21 protein-coding genes are annotated in these 21,982 nt (G+C 67.6%); 7 read left to right on the forward strand and 14 right to left on the reverse strand.

The genetic code is table 11. The features are described from left to right. Nucleotides 1–14: 14 nt before the first annotated feature. Complete coding sequence (locus tag ACGLHS_RS16265; protein WP_394481196.1) at nt 15–836, forward strand: amidohydrolase family protein; 822 nt, start codon at nt 15–17, stop codon at nt 834–836. A gap of 206 nt (nt 837–1,042) precedes the next feature. Here the strand turns inward: ACGLHS_RS16265 and ACGLHS_RS16270 are convergent, their stop codons facing one another. Then, nucleotides 1,043–2,353 (reverse strand): serine hydrolase domain-containing protein, encoded by a 1,311-nt coding sequence (locus tag ACGLHS_RS16270; protein WP_394481475.1) that lies wholly within the window; start codon nt 2,351–2,353, stop codon nt 1,043–1,045. 187 nt (nt 2,354–2,540) lie between these two features. Here ACGLHS_RS16270 and ACGLHS_RS16275 point away from each other — a divergent pair, with 187 nt between their 5' ends. Further along, nucleotides 2,541–3,014: a VOC family protein gene (locus tag ACGLHS_RS16275; RefSeq protein WP_394481198.1), complete on the forward strand. Its 474-nt coding sequence runs from the start codon at nt 2,541–2,543 to the stop codon at nt 3,012–3,014. Nucleotides 3,015–3,044: 30 nt separating this feature from the next. Here the strand turns inward: ACGLHS_RS16275 and ACGLHS_RS16280 are convergent, their stop codons facing one another. From ACGLHS_RS16280 to ACGLHS_RS16315, 8 genes are all read right to left on the reverse strand, one after another. After that, nucleotides 3,045–4,499 carry an MATE family efflux transporter gene (locus tag ACGLHS_RS16280; protein WP_394481200.1) on the reverse strand — a complete coding sequence of 485 codons (1,455 nt, stop codon included), beginning with the start codon at nt 4,497–4,499 and terminating at the stop codon, nt 3,045–3,047. Then, on the reverse strand, nt 4,496–5,077 hold the full coding sequence (locus ACGLHS_RS16285) for a DUF2239 family protein (protein ID WP_093240105.1): 582 nt from the start codon (nt 5,075–5,077) through the stop codon (nt 4,496–4,498). The genes ACGLHS_RS16280 and ACGLHS_RS16285 overlap by 4 nt, the downstream gene beginning before the upstream one ends. A 63-nt stretch (nt 5,078–5,140) precedes the next feature. Next, entirely contained in the window at nt 5,141–5,581 is a 441-nt protein-coding gene (locus ACGLHS_RS16290; RefSeq protein ID WP_394481202.1) for an AsnC family transcriptional regulator, read from the reverse strand. Further along, entirely contained in the window at nt 5,578–5,940 is a 363-nt protein-coding gene (locus tag ACGLHS_RS16295) for a GIY-YIG nuclease family protein (RefSeq protein WP_394481204.1), read from the reverse strand. Before ACGLHS_RS16295 ends, ACGLHS_RS16290 begins: the two co-directional genes overlap by 4 nt. Before the next feature lie 68 nt (nt 5,941–6,008). Beyond that, nucleotides 6,009–6,515 carry a hypothetical protein gene (locus ACGLHS_RS16300; RefSeq protein WP_093240097.1) on the reverse strand — a complete coding sequence of 169 codons (507 nt, stop codon included), beginning with the start codon at nt 6,513–6,515 and terminating at the stop codon, nt 6,009–6,011. A gap of 81 nt (nt 6,516–6,596) precedes the next feature. Next, nucleotides 6,597–6,920: a hypothetical protein gene (locus tag ACGLHS_RS16305; RefSeq protein WP_394481206.1), complete on the reverse strand. Its 324-nt coding sequence runs from the start codon at nt 6,918–6,920 to the stop codon at nt 6,597–6,599. A gap of 16 nt (nt 6,921–6,936) precedes the next feature. After that, nucleotides 6,937–7,836: a hypothetical protein gene (locus ACGLHS_RS16310; protein ID WP_394481208.1), complete on the reverse strand. Its 900-nt coding sequence runs from the start codon at nt 7,834–7,836 to the stop codon at nt 6,937–6,939. A 79-nt stretch (nt 7,837–7,915) separates the two neighbouring features. After that, complete coding sequence (locus ACGLHS_RS16315) at nt 7,916–8,608, reverse strand: hypothetical protein (RefSeq protein WP_093240094.1); 693 nt, start codon at nt 8,606–8,608, stop codon at nt 7,916–7,918. 381 nt (nt 8,609–8,989) lie between these two features. Here ACGLHS_RS16315 and ACGLHS_RS16320 point away from each other — a divergent pair, with 381 nt between their 5' ends. From ACGLHS_RS16320 to ACGLHS_RS16340, 5 genes are all read left to right on the forward strand, one after another. Further along, nucleotides 8,990–9,784 (forward strand): response regulator transcription factor, encoded by a 795-nt coding sequence (locus tag ACGLHS_RS16320; RefSeq protein ID WP_093240092.1) that lies wholly within the window; start codon nt 8,990–8,992, stop codon nt 9,782–9,784. Between the two features lie 11 nt (nt 9,785–9,795). After that, nucleotides 9,796–10,773 carry a sensor histidine kinase gene (locus ACGLHS_RS16325; RefSeq protein ID WP_394481211.1) on the forward strand — a complete coding sequence of 326 codons (978 nt, stop codon included), beginning with the start codon at nt 9,796–9,798 and terminating at the stop codon, nt 10,771–10,773. A gap of 80 nt (nt 10,774–10,853) precedes the next feature. Continuing rightward, nucleotides 10,854–13,229: a Tex family protein gene (locus tag ACGLHS_RS16330; protein WP_394481213.1), complete on the forward strand. Its 2,376-nt coding sequence runs from the start codon at nt 10,854–10,856 to the stop codon at nt 13,227–13,229. 37 nt (nt 13,230–13,266) lie between these two features. Further along, nucleotides 13,267–14,340 carry a phospholipase gene (locus tag ACGLHS_RS16335; protein ID WP_394481477.1) on the forward strand — a complete coding sequence of 358 codons (1,074 nt, stop codon included), beginning with the start codon at nt 13,267–13,269 and terminating at the stop codon, nt 14,338–14,340. 108 nt (nt 14,341–14,448) lie between these two features. Beyond that, entirely contained in the window at nt 14,449–15,429 is a 981-nt protein-coding gene (locus tag ACGLHS_RS16340; RefSeq protein ID WP_394481215.1) for a tripartite tricarboxylate transporter substrate binding protein, read from the forward strand. A 28-nt stretch (nt 15,430–15,457) separates the two neighbouring features. Here the strand turns inward: ACGLHS_RS16340 and ACGLHS_RS16345 are convergent, their stop codons facing one another. Genes ACGLHS_RS16345 through ACGLHS_RS16365 form a run of 5 tightly spaced genes read right to left on the reverse strand, consistent with a single transcriptional unit; the run spans nt 15,458 to nt 21,947 of the window. Further along, the gene (locus tag ACGLHS_RS16345; protein ID WP_394481217.1) at nt 15,458–15,790 is read right to left on the reverse strand and encodes a hypothetical protein; all 333 of its coding nucleotides are present in this window, start codon (nt 15,788–15,790) and stop codon (nt 15,458–15,460) included. Then, nucleotides 15,787–16,158 carry a RidA family protein gene (locus ACGLHS_RS16350; protein WP_394481219.1) on the reverse strand — a complete coding sequence of 124 codons (372 nt, stop codon included), beginning with the start codon at nt 16,156–16,158 and terminating at the stop codon, nt 15,787–15,789. The genes ACGLHS_RS16345 and ACGLHS_RS16350 overlap by 4 nt, the downstream gene beginning before the upstream one ends. Next, nucleotides 16,155–17,687, reverse strand: a complete 1,533-nt coding sequence (locus ACGLHS_RS16355) for an efflux transporter outer membrane subunit (RefSeq protein WP_394481221.1) — start codon at nt 17,685–17,687, stop codon at nt 16,155–16,157. Before ACGLHS_RS16355 ends, ACGLHS_RS16350 begins: the two co-directional genes overlap by 4 nt. Nucleotides 17,688–17,707: 20 nt before the next feature. Beyond that, nucleotides 17,708–20,803, reverse strand: coding sequence for an efflux RND transporter permease subunit (locus ACGLHS_RS16360; protein WP_394481223.1), 3,096 nt, complete (start codon nt 20,801–20,803; stop codon nt 17,708–17,710). Further along, on the reverse strand, nt 20,796–21,947 hold the full coding sequence (locus ACGLHS_RS16365) for an efflux RND transporter periplasmic adaptor subunit (RefSeq protein WP_394481225.1): 1,152 nt from the start codon (nt 21,945–21,947) through the stop codon (nt 20,796–20,798). Before ACGLHS_RS16365 ends, ACGLHS_RS16360 begins: the two co-directional genes overlap by 8 nt. Nucleotides 21,948–21,982 lie beyond the last annotated feature (35 nt).

Here is a 21,982-nt window from a genome sequence, read left to right on the forward strand (position 1 = left end):
CGAAGAGACGCTCCATGGAACCGACCCTGAACACGCGCTACGCCGGCGCTTGCGACTGCCACGTCCACATCTACGAAGACCGCTTTCCGCTGATCCCCAACGTGGCGTGGGTGCCGCCGCATTCGCCGGTGTCGACCTACCGCGCACAGGTGCAGGAACCGCTGGGCATCGATCGCGCGGTGGTCGTGCAGCCGACCGGCTACGGCTTCGACAACAGCTGCACGCTCGATGCGCTGGCGCAGTTCGGCGATTCGGCGCGCGGCATTGCATTGGTCGCGCCCGAAGTGAGCGATGAAGAGATTGCGCGCCTGCATGCCGGCGGCATCCGCGGTGCGCGCTACATGATGATCGGCGGCGTGCTGAGCTGGGTGTCGCTCGAACCGATGGCCGCGCGCCTGGCCAATGCCGAATGGATGGTCAACCTGCAGCTCGACGGCCGCACGATGCCCGACCACGAAGAGGTGCTCAAGCGCCTGCCGTGCCGGCTGGTGCTGGACCACAACGGCAAGTTCCTGGAGCCGGTGGCGCCGTCGCATCCGTCGTTCCAGTCGCTGCTGCGCGTGCTCGATTCGGGCCGCGTGTGGATCAAGCTGTCGGCACCGTACGAAACCTCGAAGACCGGCGCGCCCGGCTATGACGACGTGAGCCTGCTGGCGCGCACGCTGGCCGAGAAGTTTCCCGAACGCTGCCTGTGGGCCAGCAACTGGCCGCATCCGGGGCGCAACCCGGTGCCGGCGAACGTGCCGCTGTACGACTTGCTGTTCTCGTGGGCCACGAGCGACGACGCGCGCCGCCGCATCCTCGTGGACAACCCTGCCGCGCTGTACGGTTTCTAGGCGCCGCGCCTGATCGGCCCGGCTGGGTGCGTCCGTCGCAGGCAGGGTAGCCAGGGCCGTCCCGATCGCGGCAAGCGAAACGCCTACCCTTTGCACGACACGCACGAAGGCCACACCGCAGCATCGTGCGTGCATGGCGGCACTGGTTGCCCGGCGCGCGGGAACTGCCGGTCAGTCCTTGTGTTTCATGGAAATGGCATCGGCTTTCAGCGCGCCACGCGACGGCCTTGCCCCAGTAGATGCCGCCCGAGCGCCTCGAAAGCCGGCAGCGTGACCGGGTCGTTGGCCGAGTTGCTGGCCACGGGGTGCGAGGCGTAGCGCACGATCACCATCTCGGCCTTCGGGTCGATGTAGATGCGCTGGCCGTGCACGCCGCGCGCCATGTAGGCGCCGTGGTCGTTGTGCGTGACCCACCACATGTCGCGGTAGCTCCAGCCCTTCAGCAGCGGATAGCCGCCCTTGGCGAAAGCAGCCTTGTCGCCACCGCGCCGGATGTCTTCGACAGCGGCCTTCGGCACGATCTGCTGGCCGTTGAAGCGGCCGTCGTTGCGCAGCATTTCGCCGAAGCGTGCGAGGTCGCGCAGGCCGGTGTTCAGGCCGCCGCCGGCGAAGGGCGTGCCGATCGAATCGACAGTGAAGTAGGCGTCCTGCTCTGCACCGATGCGGCGCCAGATGCGCTCGGACAGCAACTGCGCCACGTTGCGGCCTGTGGCGCGCGCGATCACCCAGCCCAGCACGTCGGAGTTGACGGTCTTGTAGCCGAAGCCGTCGCCGTGCCGTCCTTCGGGTTGCACGGTCTGCAGGAACTCGTAGTAGCTGCGCGGGCCTGTGTAGTCCTTGGGTTTCGGCAAGGGGTTGCCAGCCTGCGCATGCGCCCAGACTTCGGCGTTCGGGTCGGCATAGTCTTCGCTGAACTTGAGCCCAGTGGTCATGTCGAGCACCTGGCGCACCGTGGCGTTGCCGAAGGCGGACTTCGCAAGTTCGGGCACGTACTCGGAGACCTGCTTGTCGGCATCGAGCCTGCCTTCGGCCACCAGCATCGCGCCGAGCGTGCCGACCACCGACTTGGTGACCGACATGACGCCATGCTGGCCGTCGTCTTTCAGCGCGCCGAAGTAGCGCTCGTACACGATGCGGCCGCGATGCAGCACCACGATGCCGTCGGTGTAGGTGGCGGCGAGCGATTGCGCCCAGCTCATCGGCGCGGTTGCGCCGAGCGGCGTGAAGCTGAGCGTGTCGATGTCCTTGCGCAGGGCCGAGGGCAGGGCGACGGGCGCGCCCAGGGCGCGCGAGACATTCATGGTCGGCATCAGCTGGCGGAAGTTCGACACGCTCCAGCGCATCGCCGGAAACTGGAAGTAGCTGCCGTCGTCGAAGCGCAATGTGCGGTCTGCGGGCGGGGGCGAGCCGGTCATCCAGCCGAGCGTAGCCGGGTCGCTGGCGGCGGCATCGGGAAAGGGCGCGGTGTCCGCCGCGTGGGCTGCATGAGCCGCAAAAGCGATGAGGCACGCGAGCATGGCGGCGTTGCGCTTGAAGCTGCTTTGGAGTGTGGCGAGCATGGCGATGACGCAGGAGTGAACGGGCATTGTGGACCGCCATAGCCCATGGGAACTTCCCTCTGACAGCCGCCGCGCGGCTTGACAAGGCCAGCTTCGCGATTTGATACTGAACCCTCAGGTTCATCATTCAAGCGAAGGAGACCCCATGCAGAAAATCGTGCCCTGCCTCTGGTTCGACGGCAACGGCGAAGAAGCGGTGAAGTTCTACACCGGCATCTTTCCCAACTCGCGCGTGACCGACAAGCTGCTCTGGGGCGACACCAACCCCGCGCTGAAGGGCTCGCTTCTCACCGCGGTCTTCGAGCTCCAGGGGCAGGAGTTCATGGTGATCAACGGCGGCCCGCAGTTCAAGTTCACCCCGGCCATCTCGATGTACCTGAGATGCGAGACGCAGGCCGAGGTCGACAACTACTGGAACCGGCTGCTCGAAGGCGGAAAGCCGATGGAGTGCGGCTGGCTCACCGACCGCTATGGCGTGGCCTGGCAGATCGTGCCCGACGGCCTGATCGAGATGTTCCAGGACAAGGACCCGGCCAAGGCCGCCCGCGCGATGCAGTCGATGATGACGATGGTCAAGCTCGACATCGCCGCCGTGCGCAAGGCCTTCGACGGGGCCTGATCCATCGACCCGCCGCCGCCGAGGCGGCTGTCAGACCAGCCGGTGGATCGCCTTCTTGCGCCACACCAGCTGGTAGTACGCGGTCTGCAGCAGCAGCATCACACCGAAGGTCGCGGGGTAGGCGATCCAGATGCCGTCCAGCCCGATGCGGTGGCTCATGACATACGCCACCGGCACTTCCACGCCGAGGATGCAGAAGATCGAGATCAGCGTCGGCACCAGCACCGAGCCGCTGGCCCGCATGATCCCCGACAGCGCCGAGGCCATGCCGAAGAGCACCAGGCTCCACAGCATGATGTGCAGCAGCGTCTGAGCGATCTCGATCACCGGCGCGCTGGTGATGAAGAAGCCCATCAGGTGGCGCGAGAACAGGTAACCCAGCAGCACGAGGCTGCCGGTGAGCACCAGGTTCATCATCAGCGCCGTCTTGGCGATGGCGCCGAGGCGGTTGGCACGGCCAGCGCCGATGGCCTGCGCGCCAAGGATCGACGCCGCAATGGCAATCGAGATCGCCGGGAACTGCACATACGCGACCACCTGGTTCACCGCGCCGTAGGCGGCCGTGGCGTTCGAGCCGTAGCTGTTGACCATCGACAGCAGCACCACTTCGGCCAGCGCCACCACGATCATCTGCACGCCCGTGGGCACGCCGATGCGGAGCACGGCCTTGAGCAATTGCGGCTGGATGCGCATGTTGCGCATGAACTCGGCGTCGGGCGCCAGCGGGCTCTTGCGATGGCGCAGCCGGAAGCCCAGCCACAGCGTGGCGACCACGAAGGCCACCACCGTGGCCCAGGCACCGCTGGCCACGCCAAGTTGCGGCAGGCCACCCCAGCCGCGAATGAGCGCGGGCGTGACCATCAGCCCGACCAGCGTGGAGATGACCAGCGTGAACAGCGGCGTGATGGTGTCGCCCACGCCGCGCAGCATGGCGGTGGACAGCAGGAACACGAAGAGGCCGGGCATCGCGATGAGCATGATGCGGGCGTAGCGGGTGGAGTCGGCCAGCACGTCGGGCGGCGTGCCCAGCATGGCCAGCATCGGCGTGGTGAAGACACCGCCGAACACCGCGATCACCAGGCCCATCAGGATGCCCACCGTGAGGGTGGTGCCGGCCACGGCCTTGACCTTGGCGACATCGCGCGCACCCCAGGCCTGGCCGATCAGCACCGACGCACCGGCGCCCAGGCCGATGATGAAGGCGATGAAGAAGAACATCACCGGGAAGAAGCTCGACACCGCCGCCAGCGCGCCCACGCCGAGCATCTGCCCGACGTAGATGTTGTTGAGCGTGCCCGACAGCGATTGCAGGATGTTGCTGAGCAACATCGGCGCCAGGAAGAAGAGAAAGACTTTCCACAGCGGGCGCGGTGCGCCCACGGGCGCGACGGGCACGCCCTTGAGCCCACTCGGGTCGCTCGTCGAGCCACTGGCTCCGCTTGGGCTGCCTTGGCTGGCGTTGGGGGTCTCGGGGGTTGCTCTCATGCGGGGGTGCTCCAGCCGGCGGCGGACAGTTTTTGCAGGTGTGCGCGCAGGTCTGGCGGCCAGGCGTCGATCAGTGCTTCGAAGCGATTGCGCTCGCCCGCGAACAGCGCGCGGGTGGCTTCCTCGAAGCCGGGCAGGGCGCCGGCGATGGCGGTCATGAAACGGTAGGCGGCTTCGCGCGATGCGCGCACGGCATCGCGGTCGGCGTTGACGCGGCTGGCGTCCTGCACCAGCCGCCGCAGCGCGACCGAGGCGCCGCCGGGCTGGCGATTGAGCCAGTCCCAGTGGCGCGGCAGCAGCGTGACTTCGCGTGCGACCACGCCGAGCTTGGGGCGGCCCACGCCGCGCGGCGCGTCGTCATGCGTCTCGGCACTGCCGGCGGGCGTGACCGCGCCGGCACGGTTGTGCACGTCGAAGTCGAGCAGTTCGCCGGTCTGCTCGTCGAACACGAGGTAGGGCGTGTCGTCGGTGCGCTCGCGCAGTTGCGCGAGCACGTCGGCGGTGGTTCCCAGGGCGATGCGTTTGAAGCCAGCGAAAACAATCAGGTGGGTCGGGGGCGCAGGGGTATCGGATGGCATGTCGGATTCTTTGTTCTTCCGGGTCCGGGCGAAACGAGGTGCGTAATCTACCCGTTGAATGGCTCAGGCGTGCGGCGCGTCGTCCTGGCACAGCACCCGCAACGCGGCGTGGATGTCCGGCAGGCGTTGCGGGTCCAGCGACTTCACGGCGTCGGCGCAGATCGCCTCGACGGTGGTCACGGCGGCCTGCATCAACAGTCGGCCACCGCGGCGGATGGCCGCATGGCGCCGGCTGTCGCCGTTCGGTCCCGCCACGCGCTCGGCCAAGCCGGTTTTTTCGAGCAGCAGCATCTTGCGGATCAACGCCGACATTGGCAACCCCAGGGCCCGCGCGAGATCGGGCATGGGCATGCGGCCGTCGTCGCCTTGCAGGAGCAAATAGAGCAGGGTGAAGTCTTCGTAGTTCAGCCCGTGGAAGGCGCCGAGGTCTTCGTCGAGCTTCAGGGTCAGGGTGGCGTGGGCGCGGCCGATGCCAAGGCAAAAGTCCAGTGCATCGGCGCTCATGGCGTGTTGTAGCCGTTCTCGCCGGTGCACTGGAGTTCTTCGCACCAGAGCAGGAGCAGCTTTTCAAGCTCGGCCTTGCGGTCGAAGGCCGGGTCGTCGCGCTCCTTGACCCGGTCGATCACCTCGAAGCTGAAATTCGCCGCGCCGTGCGCGAGCCAGTCGTGTCCCAGCGCCTTGTTGCGGTGCGAGCGCAGGTCGAGTTCGAAGCGGGCGCGGTTCATGGCGCCTTCGACGTCGAGGCTGCCGGCCACATAGACGCGGCCGGTGAGCGTGTTGCGGATGACGTAGACGCCCGCAGGGCGTACGGATTCCTTGTAGGCCTTGACGAGGGCGCGCCGTGTTTCTTGAGGCAGGTTCATGCCTCAAATATTACCCGGGTCAAATTGAATTGACAATATACCCGGGTAAAAATAAATTCAGTCTTCCCTCAGCCTTCCTTCAGCCGCCGCCACCCACGGGAAAGCCGCCGGTTGATCGCCCGCACCACGCGCCACGGCCGGCTCTGGCGAACGCGGGTCAGCACCTGGTCTTTCCAGGCTTTCCAGCGCGGATACCAGCGGGCGAACCAGGGAATGCGCATGAGCGGGCCTTCGACCAGCTGGAAGATCCGCGCCACCACGGCCGTGCCGACCAGCTTGGCCAGCACCAGCACCGTCACGCCACTGGCCGCGTGGCCGCGCCCGAAAAGAAAGAGCGCCAGCACCTTGACCGGCAGCAAAAGGAGCATCGGCACGAAGAACGCCAGCAACGCGGCCCAGGGCGGCAGCTTGCGCAGGCGGTCTTCGAGACGCGCCCACAAGGGCAGGCGGGACAGCCGCGCCATCAGGGCGGCCAGCGGCTCCCATCCCCATTCCTCGAAGAGCAGGAAGGGCACGATGAGCACGGTGCCTATGGCGCGGATGATGACGCGCAGGGCGCGCGTGAAGGAGTTCATCCGCGAAGGGTACGGCAACAACAACGCGGCCGGGCGGCCGCGTTTGTCGTCGCTGCTGCCCGGCGCGCGTGGACTGTCGCGCTACTTCTCGGCGGGCCGGAAGAACAGGTACTCGCCCCGTCCGAGTTCCGGCGTCAGCTCGTAGCCGTTGCAGAGGTCGCCGACGCACTGCAGGATCACGACGCGCGGCCAGATGGTCGCTGCCGTCGGAAAGCCCGGCATGTACTGCGGCACGTGCCACACGCCGTAGTCGCCGACCGGCTGGGCGTTTTCAGTGCCGTTGGCGTTCTGCAGGCCGCTGCCCATGGCCACCCGCTCGACGCGCAGGTTGGAGGGGTAGGTTGCCGCGACGGAGGCCGTTGCCACGCAACAAGCCGCCATCCAGAGGAGTACGGTCCTGGTCATCATGGCCTCCATGCGGTCATTGCGCAGTCGCCGTTGCCTGCGGTGCCGTCACGGCGTCGCCGGCCGCTGGTTCCGGCTCCGCGAGGCGGCGCGTCACGCGGTCGGCGCTGGCTTCGCCGGCATCGTTCGGCATCACCGTGGCGCTGGCGACGGGCATCGTCGTGGCGGCCGGCGGTTCTTCGGCTGGCGCGGCGGCCACGGGTTGCGCCACCGGTTGCGGCGCGGGCGCCATCTGGACCACGGGCGCGGGCGGCGTTGGCAACGGCGCTGGCACAGGTGCCGGGGCGGGCGCGACCGCGGCCGGCTGCACCATCGCAACCGGTTGGGCGACGGGCCGTGCGGCGACCGGCGGTGCGGCACCGGTGCTCGATGCCTGCGGCCCGTACGCGCTCACGCGTTCGTCCGCCGTCATCGATTGCGGGCATTTCGTGCCTGTCATCTCCAGGGCCGCCTGGGCCGACGGGTCCATGCAGTCCATGGCGAGCGATGCTGCCTTCATGCCCTTGTTCCAGAGCTCGCGGCTCATCTTCAGGCGCTTGCAGTGCTCGTCCGTCCAGGTGGTGCCGAAACTGAGACCGACACCCGGGCCGTTGGCGCTCGCGCTCGTGCTGCCCATGCAGGTGTCGTTGCTGGTGGTCAGGTTGGGCCCGTTGACCGACGGCACGTTCTTGATCGTGTAGCTGCCCTGGTAGTCGACAGTGCTCTGGGTCGCGCCACTGTTGACGATGTTCTGGTTGCTGTTCAGGCTCGTCTGGTTGGTGGTACTCGCGGGACTGGAGAACGTCACAGCCTGGTTGTTGCCCTGGGCCGAGGTGGTGGCCGAGCTGGACGATCCGTTGTTCGCGCCGCCAGCTGTCGTTTGAGCCATCGTCGCCGCGGACACGGTCAGCAGCGCGAAGAAAAGCAGTTTTTTCATTTTCTCAACTCCTTTGATGCCGGGGAGGGGCGGTGGCCCCTCCCCATTTCCAAACGCAACCTTGCCTGCAGCGCACTGCTCAGTTGGTTGCTGCGCTGGCGCCAGCGCCTGCCACACCGCCGGTGCCGCCACCGTTGCTGAAGCCCGCGGCATTGCCGAAGTGGAAGTTCGCCACGCCCGAAGAGCCGCCTGCCGAGCCGGCGGTTGCCGAGCTGCCAGTAGCGGTGATCGGACCCGAGATCGCGCCGGAGGAGGCGTTGTAGCCCGACGTGGTGCCTGAAGTGCGCGTCACGACAGCGAGACCGCCGCCAGGGCCGGCAGCCGTGGCAGCCGTGTTGTTGGTGCTGGAGCCCGCGAAGCCTGCGGCCGAGCCGTTCACCGGGTGGGAGTTGTCCACGTCGAAGCTGGCATTGGAGGCCGAGCCTGCGTTCGCCGATGCATTGGCACCGCCGATGGCCGCGCCGTTGCCGGTCGTGGCTGCCACGCTGGTCACCTTGCCTGTGGTCGATGCCGAACCCTGCACGCCTGCTGCGCCGACGCTGCCGCCCGGGAAGCCGGTGCCGAACGCGCCGCCGCTGCCCGTTGCCGAGGCATTGGACGTTGCCGAGTTGTAGCTCAACGCACTCCCGGTGCCGGAGCTCGCTGCCAGAGAGCCAGCCGAACTGGAGGCGCCCGTCGTCGTCGTCGTGGCGGCTACTGCGGTGCTGCTGACGGTTGCCGAAGCAACGCCAGCGACCAGAACCACTGCGATCGCAATAAGAGTCTTCTTCATGATGCTTCCTCGAAAGTGTGTGAAACAAACCCGATTGCCGGACCCTCCGGCCATCAGCTGACGGTCAGTGAACGCGGAATGAAATGTTTCCGTGGCGACCGGGATGAAGTTTCAGCGTCGAGTTGCAAACAAAAAATGCCTCAGGCTGGGTAGTGCAAGGCTATGGCGAAAGGAATGGATAAGGCAGGTTGCAAGCCCCTCTTAAAACCGCTTTTCCATGCGGCGACCGTGACAAAAACTACAACTTTTGATGGACATAGAAAATGAGTAGCAACAAAATGCAACCAAAGTAATCAAAAAAGCAGAATCACGGAATTTGAGTAGAAATGAACTAACTTTTGCTCACGAACAGCGTGATTCTTTTGTCACAAAGGGGCTGAAATGGAAAGCGAACTCGACATTTCATTGACAGACATCGGAAGCGGGGCTAGGAAATTTTCCAACCCTGGACAGTTCGGCGGGCTCCTCGCACCCTCCGCCGATACCCTCCCGTGGCCTGATTTCCTGACGGGTCAACAGACCAAGCCGGTGCGTGTTCTGCTGGTCGACGACGACCCCTTCGTGCGCCGCGTGATTGCCCAGGAATTGCTGAGCGATCTGCGCATCCAGCTCGAAGGGCAGGCCGGTACCTTGCGAGAGGGGCGGCGCCTCTTGATGCAGCACGAGTTCGACGTGCTCATGGTCGACATCCGCCTGGGTGACGGCAGCGGATTCGAGCTGATCGAAGAGGCCAAGAAGCACCGCAGCGCGGCCGAGATCATCGTCATCTCCGCGCTCGAAGACGAGCCGCAGGTGCTGCATGCCTTCGAGCTCGGCGCCTCCGGCTACCTCGTGAAGAACGCGTGGTTCCAGAGCTATGCGCAGGCCGTGTTGCAGGTGGTGAACGGCGGTGCCGCGATCACCCCGCGCCTGGCGCGCCGGCTGCTGGTTCACCTGGATCACAAGCGCTCCAACGTGAACCCGGTGCGCCCGCCGGACAGCAAGGCGACGTTATCGGCACGGGAGCGCGAAGTGTTGCGACTTGTAGCGACGGGGTACGTCACCGAAGAGATCGCGCTGCAGCTCACCATCAGCGCCCAGACGGTTAACGCACACGTGAAGAACATCTACCGCAAGCTGCACGCCCACACCCGGGCACAGGCGGTGAGTTTTGCGTCGCACCGGGGTCTTCTGTAGGCCATGCTGCCATGCTCTCCCAGGAGGTCCTTCATCTCCCGCACTTGCTGGAAGACCAGTACGTGTGGCTGTCGATTGCCTCCTGGTGCGTGCTGCTGACCTGGCTGTGGCCGCGCATTTCCCGCCGCCGCATGCTCACCTGGATCGCGCTTGCCGCAGCCCTGCACCTGACGCCAGTGGCTGCGCAGGTGATCCGGGCCACCTCGGCGATCACGCTGCTGGCGCACGACATGCCGGTGACCTTCTGGGCGCTGCAGGCCGTCAACGTGCTGGTGCTCGGCATGATCGTGAGCATCTGGTACGTCTCGCAACGCCGCGTTGCGCGCTACCGGCAGGTGCAGGCCGTCATGAACGAGCGCCGCCGCATCGCCAACGACCTGCATGACGGCGTGGGCTCGCGGCTGGTGGCGCTGCTCGCCAGCCAGGACCCGAAGAAATCCGCCGAGCCCGATGGACTGTCGATGGCGCTGCAGGCCTGCCTGCTCGAACTGCAGATGACGGTGGATGACCTGGACGACCAGACCTCCGCCAGCGTCGTCGAAAGGCTGGGCCACCTGCGTTACCGGCTGCAACCCGCGTTCGACCGGCTCGGCATCGCGCTGGAGTGGCACATCGCCAGCGCCGCCCACACCTGCCCGTTGCAGCCCGAAACCGCCGTGCAGATCTGCCGGGTGGCGCAGGAGGCTTTGTCCAACGCGCTGCGCCATTCGCAGGCCACCCGCGTCGAGCTGCATTTCGGCCCGCAGGGCCACAAGCGCGGGATGATGGTGGAGGTGCGCGACAACGGCCGCGGCTTGCAGACATCGGCCACCGTGCCATCCGACCACGCGGGCAAGGGGTTGCGCAGCATGCGCGCCCGCGCCGAGGCGATACACGGCGAGCTGGCCGTCATGGATTTCGCGCCGCACGGGCTCTGTATCCGCCTGCTGATCCCGTGCCACGAAGTGGCTGCGGCCAGCGTGAATCCCGAGCCCGAAAGCATGCTGTAACACGCCCGCCGGGTGGCCCGGCAGGGGGCCGGTCGCGCCTATGGCAAACTCCCGCGCTTTGCCAGGGACGCGCTCAAGACATGCAGAAAATCATTCGCCAGCTCGCCGCCGAAATCAAGGTTGGCGAGCATCAGGTGAAGGCCGCCGTCGAACTGCTCGACGGGGGCGCCACGGTTCCTTTCATCGCCCGCTACCGCAAGGAAGCCACCGACGGCCTGGACGACGTCCAGCTGCGTGAGCTGGAAGCCCGCCTTTCCTACCTGCGCGAACTGGAAGACCGCCGCGTCGCGGTGCTCAAGAGCATCGACGAACAGGGCAAGCTCACCCCCGAGCTGCGCGCCGCGATCGAATTCGCGCCGACCAAGCAGGAGCTGGAAGACCTCTACCTGCCGTTCAAGCAAAAGCGCCGCACCAAGGGCCAGATCGCCCGCGAATTCGGCATCGAGCCGCTGGCCGACAAGCTGCTGGCCGACCCCACGCTCGACCCGGCGGTGGAGGCCAAGGCCTTCCTGCAACCCGCCACCACGCTGGACGACGGCAAGCCCGGCCCCGATTTCTCGACCGTGCCGCTGGTGCTCGACGGCGTGCGCGACATCCTGTCCGAACGCTGGGCCGAAGACGCCGCGCTGGTGCAGGGCCTGCGCGAATGGCTCTGGAACGAAGGCCTGCTCAAGTCCAGCCTGATGGCCGGCAAGGACGAAAACAACGTCGACGTCTCCAAGTTCCGCGACTACTTCGAATACGACGAGCCCATCGGCCGCGTGCCGTCGCACCGCGCGCTGGCCGTGTTCCGCGGCCGTGCGCTCGACATCCTCGACGCCAAGCTGGTGCTGCCGGTCGAGCCCGAGCCGGGCAAGCCCAGCGTGGCCGAAGGCCGCATCGCGCTGCACCTGGGCTGGAGCCATGCGGCTCGCCTGGCCGATGACCTGATCCGCAAGTGCGTGGCCTGGACCTGGCGCGTGAAGCTTGCGCTGTCGACCGAGCGCGACCTGTTCACCCGCCTGCGTGAAGACGCGGAAAAGGTGGCGATCAAGGTGTTTGCCGACAACCTGCGCGACCTGCTGCTGGCCGCACCCGCCGGCCCGCGCGTCGTGATGGGGCTCGACCCCGGCATCCGCACCGGCGTGAAGGTGGCGGTGGTCGACTCGACCGGCAAGCTGGTCGAGACCGCCACCGTGTTCCCGCACGAACCGCGCAAGGATTGGGAAGGCTCGCTGCACACGCTCGGCAAGCTCTGCGCCAAGCACGGCGTGAACCTGATCGCCATCGGCAACGGCACCGCCAGCCGCGAAACCGACAAGCTGGCCGCCGACCTCATCAAGCTGCTGGCCAAGATGGCCGCGCAGGCCGGCGCGCCCGAGATCAAGGTCGACAAGGTCGTCGTCAGCGAGGCGGGCGCCTCGGTCTACTCGGCCAGCGAATTCGCCTCGCAGGAAATGCCCGACGTCGACGTGAGCCTGCGCGGCGCCGCGTCGATTGCGCGCCGCCTGCAAGACCCGCTGGCCGAACTCGTGAAGATCGACCCCAAGAGCATCGGCGTGGGCCAGTACCAGCACGACGTGAACCAGAGCGAACTGGCGCGCACCCTGCAGGCCGTGGTCGAAGACTGCGTGAACTCGGTGGGCGTGGACCTCAACACCGCGAGCGTGCCGCTGCTGTCGCGTGTCTCGGGCCTGTCGGCCAGCGTGGCCAAGGCGGTGGTGCGCTGGCGCGAATCGAACGGCGCCTTTGCCACCCGCAAGCAACTGCTCGACGTGACCGGCTTCGGCCCCAAGGCCTTCGAGCAGAGCGCGGGCTTCCTGCGCATCCGCGGCGGCACCGACCCGCTCGACGTGACCGGCGTGCACCCCGAAACCTATCCGCTGGTCGAGCAGATCATCGTCAAGACCGGCAAGCCGATCGCCGAGCTGATGGGCCGCGCGGAAATGCTCAAGACGCTCAAGCCCGAGCTGTTCGCCAACGAGAAGTTCGGCGTCATCACGGTCAAGGACATCCTGGGCGAACTTGAAAAGCCCGGCCGCGACCCGCGCCCCGACTTCAAGGTGGCGCGCTTCAACGACGGCGTGGACGACATCACCGACCTGGCCGAGGGCATGATCCTCGAAGGCACGGTCAGCAACGTCGCGCAGTTCGGTGCCTTCATCGACCTGGGCGTGCACCAGGACGGCCTGGTACACGTGAGCCAGCTCAGCCACAAGTTCGTGAACGACGCGCGCGAAGTCGTCAAGACCGGCGACATCGTCAAGGTCAAGGTGATGGAAGTGGACGTGACGCGCAAGCGCATCGGCCTGTCGATGAAGCTCGATGCGGCGCCCGCGCGCCGCGACGGTCCGCGCGACAACCGCTTCGAAGGCGCGGGGCGCGGCCAGCAACAGCAAGGCCGCCGCGACAACTCGCCGCAGCCTGCCGGCCAGATGGCCAGCGCCTTCGCCAAGCTGCAGGGGCTGCGCAAGTAGGCCGCGATGCACGGTTCTTGCTGAGGCCTCGGGCATGGTGAAAGCACTGCGCATTTATGCCGGGCCCACGGCCCGCAAGCACATCGAGCAGCACGGCCTGCGCCCGCAGGACGTCCGCACCATCCCCGGTGCGGCGGGCGGGCCCAAGGGCCTGATCCTCGGGCCGCTCGACCGTTTCATCTTCGGCCGCTGGCTCACGCAGTCGAGCCAGCAGGTGCATCTGGTGGGCGCGTCGATCGGCGCCTGGCGGCTGTCGACGGCCTGCCTGTCGGACCCGGAGGCCGCCTTCCAGCGCTTCGAGCACGACTACGTGCGCCAGCAATTCGAGGTGCCGCCGGGGCAGAAGCGGCTGAGCCCGCACCAGCTCAGCGAGCGCTTCGCGCAAAGCCTCGAAGACTTCTACGGCGGGCGCATCGCCGAAGTGCTGAACCACCCGCGCTATCGCCTGCACGTGGTGACCTCGCGCGGGCGCCATATCCTCGGGCGCGAGGGCAGGGCGCGTACGCCGGTTGGCTACCTGGGCGCCTTTGCCTCCAACAGCCTGCACCGCAAGAGCCTGGGTGCGTGGCTGGAGCGCTGCGTGTTCTCCACGCCCGGCGCGGCCTTGCCCTTCGGCACGAAAGATTTCCGCACGCGCCAGCACGCGCTGAGCGAGGCCAACTTCAACATGGTGCTGCAGGCCTCGTGCTCCATTCCGTTCCTGCTGGCGGCGGTGCACGACATTCCCGGCGCGCCGCGCGGTGCTTACTGGGACGGTGGCATCACCGACTACCACCTGCACCTGGACTACCAGCCGGCCGACGACGGCATCGTGCTGTACCCGCATTTCCAGCGGGCGGTGGTCCCGGGCTGGCTCGACAAGGGGCTGCGCTGGCGCCACAGGTCTACCGGCTTTCTCGACCGCATGGTGGTGCTCGCGCCCGACTCGGAATGGGTGAAGTCGCTGCCCAACGGCAAGCTGCCCGACCGCAAGGACTTCGTCCGTTTCGCCAACGATGCGCAGGCGCGCATCACGGCGTGGGGCCGGGCCACGCGCGAGGCGCAGCGGCTGTCGGACGAGTTCGAGGCGTGGCTCGAAACCGGACGCACGCCCGAAGTCCTGCCGCTCTGAACAGGCGCGTGCGCGCGACAATGCCGCCGGGCAAACCCTGACCAGCGGCGCGGGTGGCGCTTCGAGAATGGATCGATCCATTCAGAAGCAAGGAAGAGACAAGCCACCATGCCGCACGCCACGTTGTCACGCCGCAGATTCACGCTCGCCACCGCCGCGGCAAGCCTTGCCGTTCCGTCCTTCGCGCAAAGCGCGTGGCCCAGCAAGCCGATCCGCATCGTCGTGCCCTACACGCCGGGCGGCTTCACCGACCAGATGGCGCGGCTGGTGCAGGTCGGCTTGCAGACGCGGCTCGGCCAGCCGGTGCTTGTCGACAACAAGCCCGGTGCCAACAGCCTGATCGGCGTCGATGCCATCGCCAAGGCGCCGCCCGACGGCACCACCTTCGGCGTCGTCATCGCGGCCTATGCGGCCAACACCACGCTGTACCCCAAGCTGCCCTATGACCCGGGCAAGGACCTTAAAGGCGTTTCGCTCATGGGCGTGTCGCCCTTGCTGGCGGCGGTGAGCATGAACGCGCCGTTCAAGACCGCGCGCGAACTCATCGACTACGCGCGCGCCAACCCCGGCAAGGTGAGCTTCGGCTCTTCGGGCAACGGCTCGGCCGCGCACCTGACCACCGAGCTGTGGAAGTCGCTCACGCAGACCTACATGATCCACATCCCGTACCGCGGCGCCATGCCCGCGCTGACGGACCTGATGGGCGGGCAGATCCAGTTGTTCTTCGATGCGCCCACGGGCCTCATCAACCAGGCCAAGGCGGGCAAGGTGCGGCTGATCGGCGTTGCGGGCGACAAGCGCCTGCCGGCCGTGCCCGACGTGCCGACCTTTATCGAGCAAGGGTTCGCGGGCTTCACCGGCAGCACCTGGGCGGGCATGCTGGCGCCGGCCGGCACGCCGCGCGATGTCGTCAAGCGCATGTCGGAAGAGGTGGCACGCATCATCCGTAGCGACGAGACGCGCGCGAAGCTCGACGCCATGGGCACGATTCCGGCGGGCAGCACGCCCGAAGAGTTCGATGCCTTCATCACCGCGGAGACCGCCAAGTGGGGCAAGGTCATCCGCACTGCGGGGGTGACGGCGGAGTAGGGAAGCGGGGCAGGCCTTGCGGCCGGTTTCAGCGCAGCGCCAGCGGCGCGGTGCAATCGAGGATGTTCACGTGCACCGCATCGCCCACCTTCGGCTCGCTCCCCGCGGGCCAACGCCCCGTGCCCAGCGAGCGCGTGTGCACGCCGCCGTTGCGATAGCGCACGACGGCGTAGCGCGCCGTGGCGCCACCGTCCGCGCCGCAATCGCGATCGGCCGTGCCGGCCAGATCGCCGGCTTGCCCCACGCTCACGACCTGCGCAGCGCGCCAGCCTGCCGCGTGATCGAAGGAATGCGCGTCGAGCGCCGTGCAGCCACCGAGCGCCAGCGCCCAGAGCATGGCAACGCGCCCCTTGGAGATCATGGTGCCGGCCCGATCGCGGCCGTGGCCTGGATCTCGATGCGGTACTCGGAGTCGATCAGCTTGGCGCCGACCGTGGCGCGCGCCGGCGTGTGGCCCACGGGCACCCATTCGTCCCATACCGAATTCATCGCGGCGTAGTCGCCCACGGTGCGCAGGTAGATGGTCACGCTCACCAGGTCTTTCTTGGTGGCGCCCTGGGTGGCGAGCATGCCGTCGATGTGGTGCAGGATCTCGCGCATCTGGCCCGTGATGTCGAGCGAGGGGTTCTCGGCCACCTGGCCCGACAGGTAGAGCAGGCGTGCCGTGCCGAGGTCGACGACCACCATCTCGCTGAAGCGTGGTCCCATCTCGTGGCGAATGATGTTCATGGCGATGTGGACTTCGATGCAGTTGCGATGGATGAGTGTGGAGCAGAAACAGCGGCCACGCCGTCCGGCGGCGCATTCCACCAGCCGCCGCCCAGGGCCTGGAAGAGGGCGGCCGCATCGGTCAGCCGGAGCGCGCGCGCCTGCACGAGGTTCAGCAGCGCCTGCTGCTGGGCCTGCTGCGCCAGCCGCAACGACAGCGCGCTGGCATCGCCCAGCTGCACCTGCTTGCGGGTGCGGGCAAGGCTCTGCGATGCGGTGCGCTCGGCCTTGATGGCGGCTTGCAGCGCGCGGGTGTCGGCGTCGATGGCTTCGAGCGTGTTGGCCACGTCCTGGAACGCGGCCAGCACGGTGGCGCGGTACTGCGCCGCGGCCTGGTCGAACGAGGCGCGGGCCGCCGCTTCGCGGTGCTTGAGCGCGCCGCCGTCGAACAGTGGCTGCGTCACGCTGCCTGCAATCGTCCAGAACAGCGACGACGACTTGAACAGATCCGACAGCGTGTAGGCCGACGAGCCATAGGCGTTCACGCCCAGCGTCACGTTGGGCAGGCGCGCCGCGACGGCCACGCCGATGCCGGCGCTGGCGGCCTGCAGCTGCGCCTCGGCCGCGCGCACATCGGGGCGATGCTCGACCAAAGTGGACGGCAGCGTCAGCGGCAGTTCGTTCGGCAACTGGAGCGCATCCAACTCGAAATGCGCCGTCACGCCCTCGCTGGGGTAGCGGCCGGCCAGCGTGGCGAGCAGGTTGCGCTGCTGCGCGAGTTGCTTGTCGATTGGCGGCAGCGTGGCCTCGGTGGCGGCCAGAGAGGCTTCTTGCGTATCGACGTCGGCCAGTGCCACCTGGCCCAGGGCTTGCTGCTTGCGGAAGGCCTGCAGCATCTCTTTCTGGCCATCGATGATCGCCAGCGTGGCGCGCTGCTGCGCGCGCAGCGAGGCTTCGGTGATGGCGGCCGCCACCACGTTGCTGCTCAGCGAAAGCCGCGCGGCCAATGCCTGAAAGCGCTGCTGCTCGGTCTGCGCCTGCGCGCCCTCGACCTGCCGGCGGGTGGCGCCGAACACATCGGGCGTGTACGACACCGTCACCTGTGCCGTGTGCAGCGTGTACAGGTTGGCGTTGGACGACACCGGGCTCGCCACGGTGCTTGCCACGCGCTGCCGCGTGGGCGAGTAGTTCAGCGCCACGGTCGGCCAGAACGCGGCCTGGTTGGCGGCCTCGTTCTCGCGCGCCACGCGCAGCGCGGCATCGGCCGCCTCGATGGTCGGATTGCCGGCCAGGCTCTGCGTGACCAGTGCATTCAGCGGCTCGGAGCGGAAGGCCTGCCACCACTGTGCGGGCACGTCGAGGTCGGGCGACAGGCGCGCCAGCGGCACGCCTTCGGCCTGCTGGGTGGTCGGGGGCGCGGCGATGTACTGCGCGGGCAGGGCCAATGGCGGCCGCACGTAGTCGGGGCCGACCGCGCAGCCGCCCAGCAGCAATGCAATGCCGGCTGCGGCCGTCGCTGCGCCGCCGGGCACGAAGCTTCTCGTTGTCATGGGATGGATGGGCCTTGTCATTAGCGGTCGCGGCGCGGGCGGTTGCCCCAGCCCTTGCGCTCGAAGAAGCGCTCCAGCGCGAAGTAGAGCGTCGGCAGGATGAACAGCGTCAGCAGCGTGGACACCACCAGCCCGCCGACCACCACCGTCGCCAGCCCGCGTTGCACGTCGGTGCCGACACCGGTGGCGAGCGCCGCCGGCAGCATGCCGATGGAAGCGACGGTCGCCGTCATCAGCACCGGTCGCAGCCGCTCGGCCGCGCCTTCGAGCACCGAAGCCTGCAGCTCCAGCCCTTCGCCGCGCACGCGCCGGAAGTTGGCGACCATGATGATCCCGTTCTGTATCGACACCCCGAAGAGCGCGATGAAGCCCACCGCCGTGGCCACGTTGAGCGTTTCGCCCGCCACGTGCACCGCGATCAGCCCACCCAACATGGCCATCGGCACCACGCCCAGGATCAGCACCACCTGCCGGATCTTGCCGAACTGGAAGAACAGCAGCACCGCCATGATCGACACCACGACCGCGAGCGACACCGCCAGGCGCGCCTGCGCGCGCTGCTGGTTCTCGAACTGGCCGGCCCACTGCAGGCGGAACTTGGTGGTGTCGAACTTGACCTCCTTGCCGATGCGCTCCTGCGCTTCGACCAGGTACGAGGCCAGGTCGCGGTCGCGGTTGTCCACGCGCACGGTGATCTGGCGCTCGTTCATCTCGTGCGAGATGGTGCTTTCGCCGGTCTGCAGCCGCACGTCGGCCACCTGCGACAGCGGCACCTTGGCGCCGCTCGAACTGTTGAGCAGCAGCGCGCCGATGGCCTCGGTGTTGCCCTTGGCGCTCTTGGGCAGCTTCACCGACACGTTGTAGGTGCGGTTGCCGGCGTAGACGGTGATCACCGGTGCGCCGCCGATGCCGGTCTGGATCAGATTGGCCACGTCGTTCGCATTGACGCCGAAGCGTGCCGCCGCCTCGCGGTTCAGCTGGATCACCACCTGCGGAATCGGCGGCTCCTGGAACAGCGAGGCCGAGGCCGTGCCGCGCACCGTGCCCAGCAGCTCGACGATCTGGTTGCCGATGCGGCGACTTTCCTTCAGGTCGTCGCCGTAGATGCGCAGCACCAGCGGGCTGTGCGCGCCGCCCACCGCGTCGTTCACGCCGTCGATGATCGGCTGGCTGATGCCCACGTCGAAGCCCGGCATCTTTGCGAAGCGCTCGGTCAGCGTGCGCACGAAGGCCGCCTTGTTCACACCGGCCGGCCACTCGTCGTAGGGCTTCAGGCCCACGGGCACTTCCATGTGCGAGGGCGTCCACGGGTCGGTGCCGTCGTCGTTGCGCCCGAGCTGGGTCACCACGTAAGACACCTCGGGGTATTCGAGCAGCACGTGGCGCATTTCGGTCGCCATCTCGCTGGCCTTGTCCAGCGACAGGCCCGAAGGCAACTGCACCTGTAGCCAGAGCGCGCCTTCGTCGATGTCGGGCAGGAACTCGCGCCCGGCGGTGGCGCCCAGCACCAGCACGGCCGCCAACGCCAGTGCGCTCAGGCCATAGGCAATGGCGGGCACGTTCAGCAGGTGGCTCAGCACGCGCCGGTAGGCACCGGTAAGCCACACCAGCGGCTTGTTGACGAACGGCTTGCTGGGCTTGCGCAGCGCCACGTAGGCCAGGCTGGGAATGAGCGTCAGCGCGCACAGCAGTGCACCGACCAGCGCATAGCCCACGGTGAAGGCCATCGGCTTGAAGAGCTTGCCCTCCGCGCGCTCGAAGGCAAAGAGCGGAAAGTACGCCGTGATGATGATCAGCGTGGCAAAGAAGATCGGCCCCGACACATGGCTCACTGTCTCGAGGATGTTGCCCTCGGTGAGCGTGGCGTTGGGTTCTTCCTCGCGCCGCCGCAGGATGGCTTCCATCACCACGATGGCGCCGTCCACGATGATGCCGAAGTCGATCGCGCCTAGCGAGAACAGGTTGGCCGGCATGCGGGTGAAGTGCATCACGATGAACACCGTGACCAGCGACATCGGAATCGCCACCGCCGCCACCACCGCGCTGCGCGGGCTGCCCAGGAAAAGAATGAGCACGAAGCACACCAGCGCCATGCCTTCCAGCACCGTGTGCGTGACCTTGTCGACCGTGAGCTTCACCAGGTCGTCGCGGTCGATGTAGGGCACGATCTTCACGCCCATGGGCGCCAGCTGCGTCTGCAGTTCGTCGATCTTCTTGTGCACGCCTTCGAGCACGCGCGAGGGGTTCTCGTACTTGAGCATCAGCACGATGCCCTCGATGGTGTCGGGGTTGGTGTCCTTGCCCAGGATGCCGCCGCGCTCCTGGTGGCCGAACTGCAGCCGGCCCAGGTCGCGCACCAGCACCGGCGAGCCGCTGCTCTGCGTGACCACCACCGTGCCCAGGTCGTCCAGCGTGTGGATCTGGCCGATGCCGCGCACCACGTAGCTCTGGTCGCCGCGCGCGATGCGCCCGCCACCCGCGTTGGCGCTGTTGTTGTTGATGGCCGTGACCACGTCGTTCAGCACCAGCCCGTACTTCTGCATGCGGGCCGGGTCGAGTTCGAGCTGGAACTCCTTGGTGAAGCCGCCGAAGTTGTTGATGTCCACCACGCCCGCGACCTGCTTGAGCGCGGGAATCACCTTCCAGCGCTGGATCTCCGACAGCTCCATCAGGTTCTTGGTGTCCGACTCCAGCGTGTAGCGGTAGATCTCGCCCGCCGGCCCCGCGACCGGCCCCAGGCCCGGCTGCGCACCAGAAGGCAGGCTGACCTGCCCGATGCGCTCGGTCACGCGCTGGCGCGCGAAGTAGTCGTCGGTGCCGTCCTTGAAGCTCAGGTTGATGAGCGACAGCCCGAAGGTGCTGCTCGAACGGATCGAGGCCAGCCCGGGCGTGTTGCTCAGCGCGCGCTCCAGCGGCGTGGTGATCTGCTGCTCGATCTCTTCGGCGGCCAGGCCGTTGACCTGCGTCGTGACCTGCACCGTGACGTCGCCCAGGTCGGGATAGGCCTCGACCGTCATCTGCGTCCACGACCAGGCGCCGAACAGCACCAGCGCGATCGACATCGCCCAGGCCAGGTGCCTGCGGCGAAAGAACTGGGTGATGATGAGATTAATCATTCAGCAGCACACCGCCACGCACCACCACGCGCTCGCCCGCGGCCAGGCCGCTGCGGATGCGGACCCGGTCGCCGTCTTCGCGGCCCAGTTCGACCATGCGCCGCACGAAAGTCCAGGGCTCGGCCTCGACGAACACGCTCACACTGTCGTTGTTCATCAGCAGCGCCGATGCCGGCACCTGCGGCTGCTGCGCCTGCGGCACGCCGAGCACTGCCGTCGCGTACATGTTGGGCTTGAACAGGCCTTCGCTGTTAGAGAAGACGATGCGCGCGCGGGCGCGGCGCGTGTCCGCATCGAGCACCGCGCTCACGAAGCCGACCTTTCCGGTGAAGCTGCGGCCCGGGTAGGCGGCCAGCGTGACCACTGCGTTCTGACCCGGCGCGACGGCGCCCACCACGCTCTCGGGCACGTTGACCGTGACCCAGACCGAGTCGAGGTTCGACACCGTCATCAGCACCGCATTCGGGTCGTTCAGGTTGGCACCCACGGCTCCGTTCAGGGCGGTGATCGTGCCCGAGGTGGGGGCGACGATCTTCAGCGACTGCCCGGCCTGCGTGCCGGAGCCATCGGCGCCGAGGCTGCGCAGCCGCGTTTCGCTGCGGCGAAGCTCGGCCGCCTGCTGCGCGACGCTGCTCTGGGCCGCTTCCACGTCCTTGGTCGCGTTGGAGCCGGTTTCGTTGACGCCGCGTGCCCGCACCAGCGCGCGCTGCGCCAGGTCGAGCGCGTCGCGCGCCTTCTGGGCATCGGCCACGGCCTGTGCCAGGTCGGGCGAGGTGATCGTGGCCAGCACCTGGCCGCGCTTGACCGTGTCGCCCAAGCGCACCTTCAACTCGATCAGCTTGCCGGTCAGCGGCGGCAGGATGTTGACGGTGTTGGCCGGGTTGGCTTCCACCGTGGCGGGCAGGCTGACTTCATGCGGCGAGGCTTCGGCGCCGACCGTGGCGACCAGCAGGCGGTCGCGCAGCGGCGAGCCGGCGGGAATGGTCAGGCGGTTGCCCTGGCGCACCACCATCGGTGCGGGCGCCGCGGCCACGGCGGTGGCGGCATGGGCACCGTCGCCGAAAGAGTCGACGCACAGGGCCGCGCAGGTCAGCACGCCGAAGACCAAGCGGGCCGGCGTTATTTGGTAGAGGGATTTTTTCATCGCGATGCGGCGTCCGTTGGAGCCGGACGCGCCGC

The sequence above is a fragment of the Variovorax sp. VaC1 genome (assembly GCF_043658315.1).
Lineage (GTDB): Bacteria > Pseudomonadota > Gammaproteobacteria > Burkholderiales > Burkholderiaceae_C > Variovorax.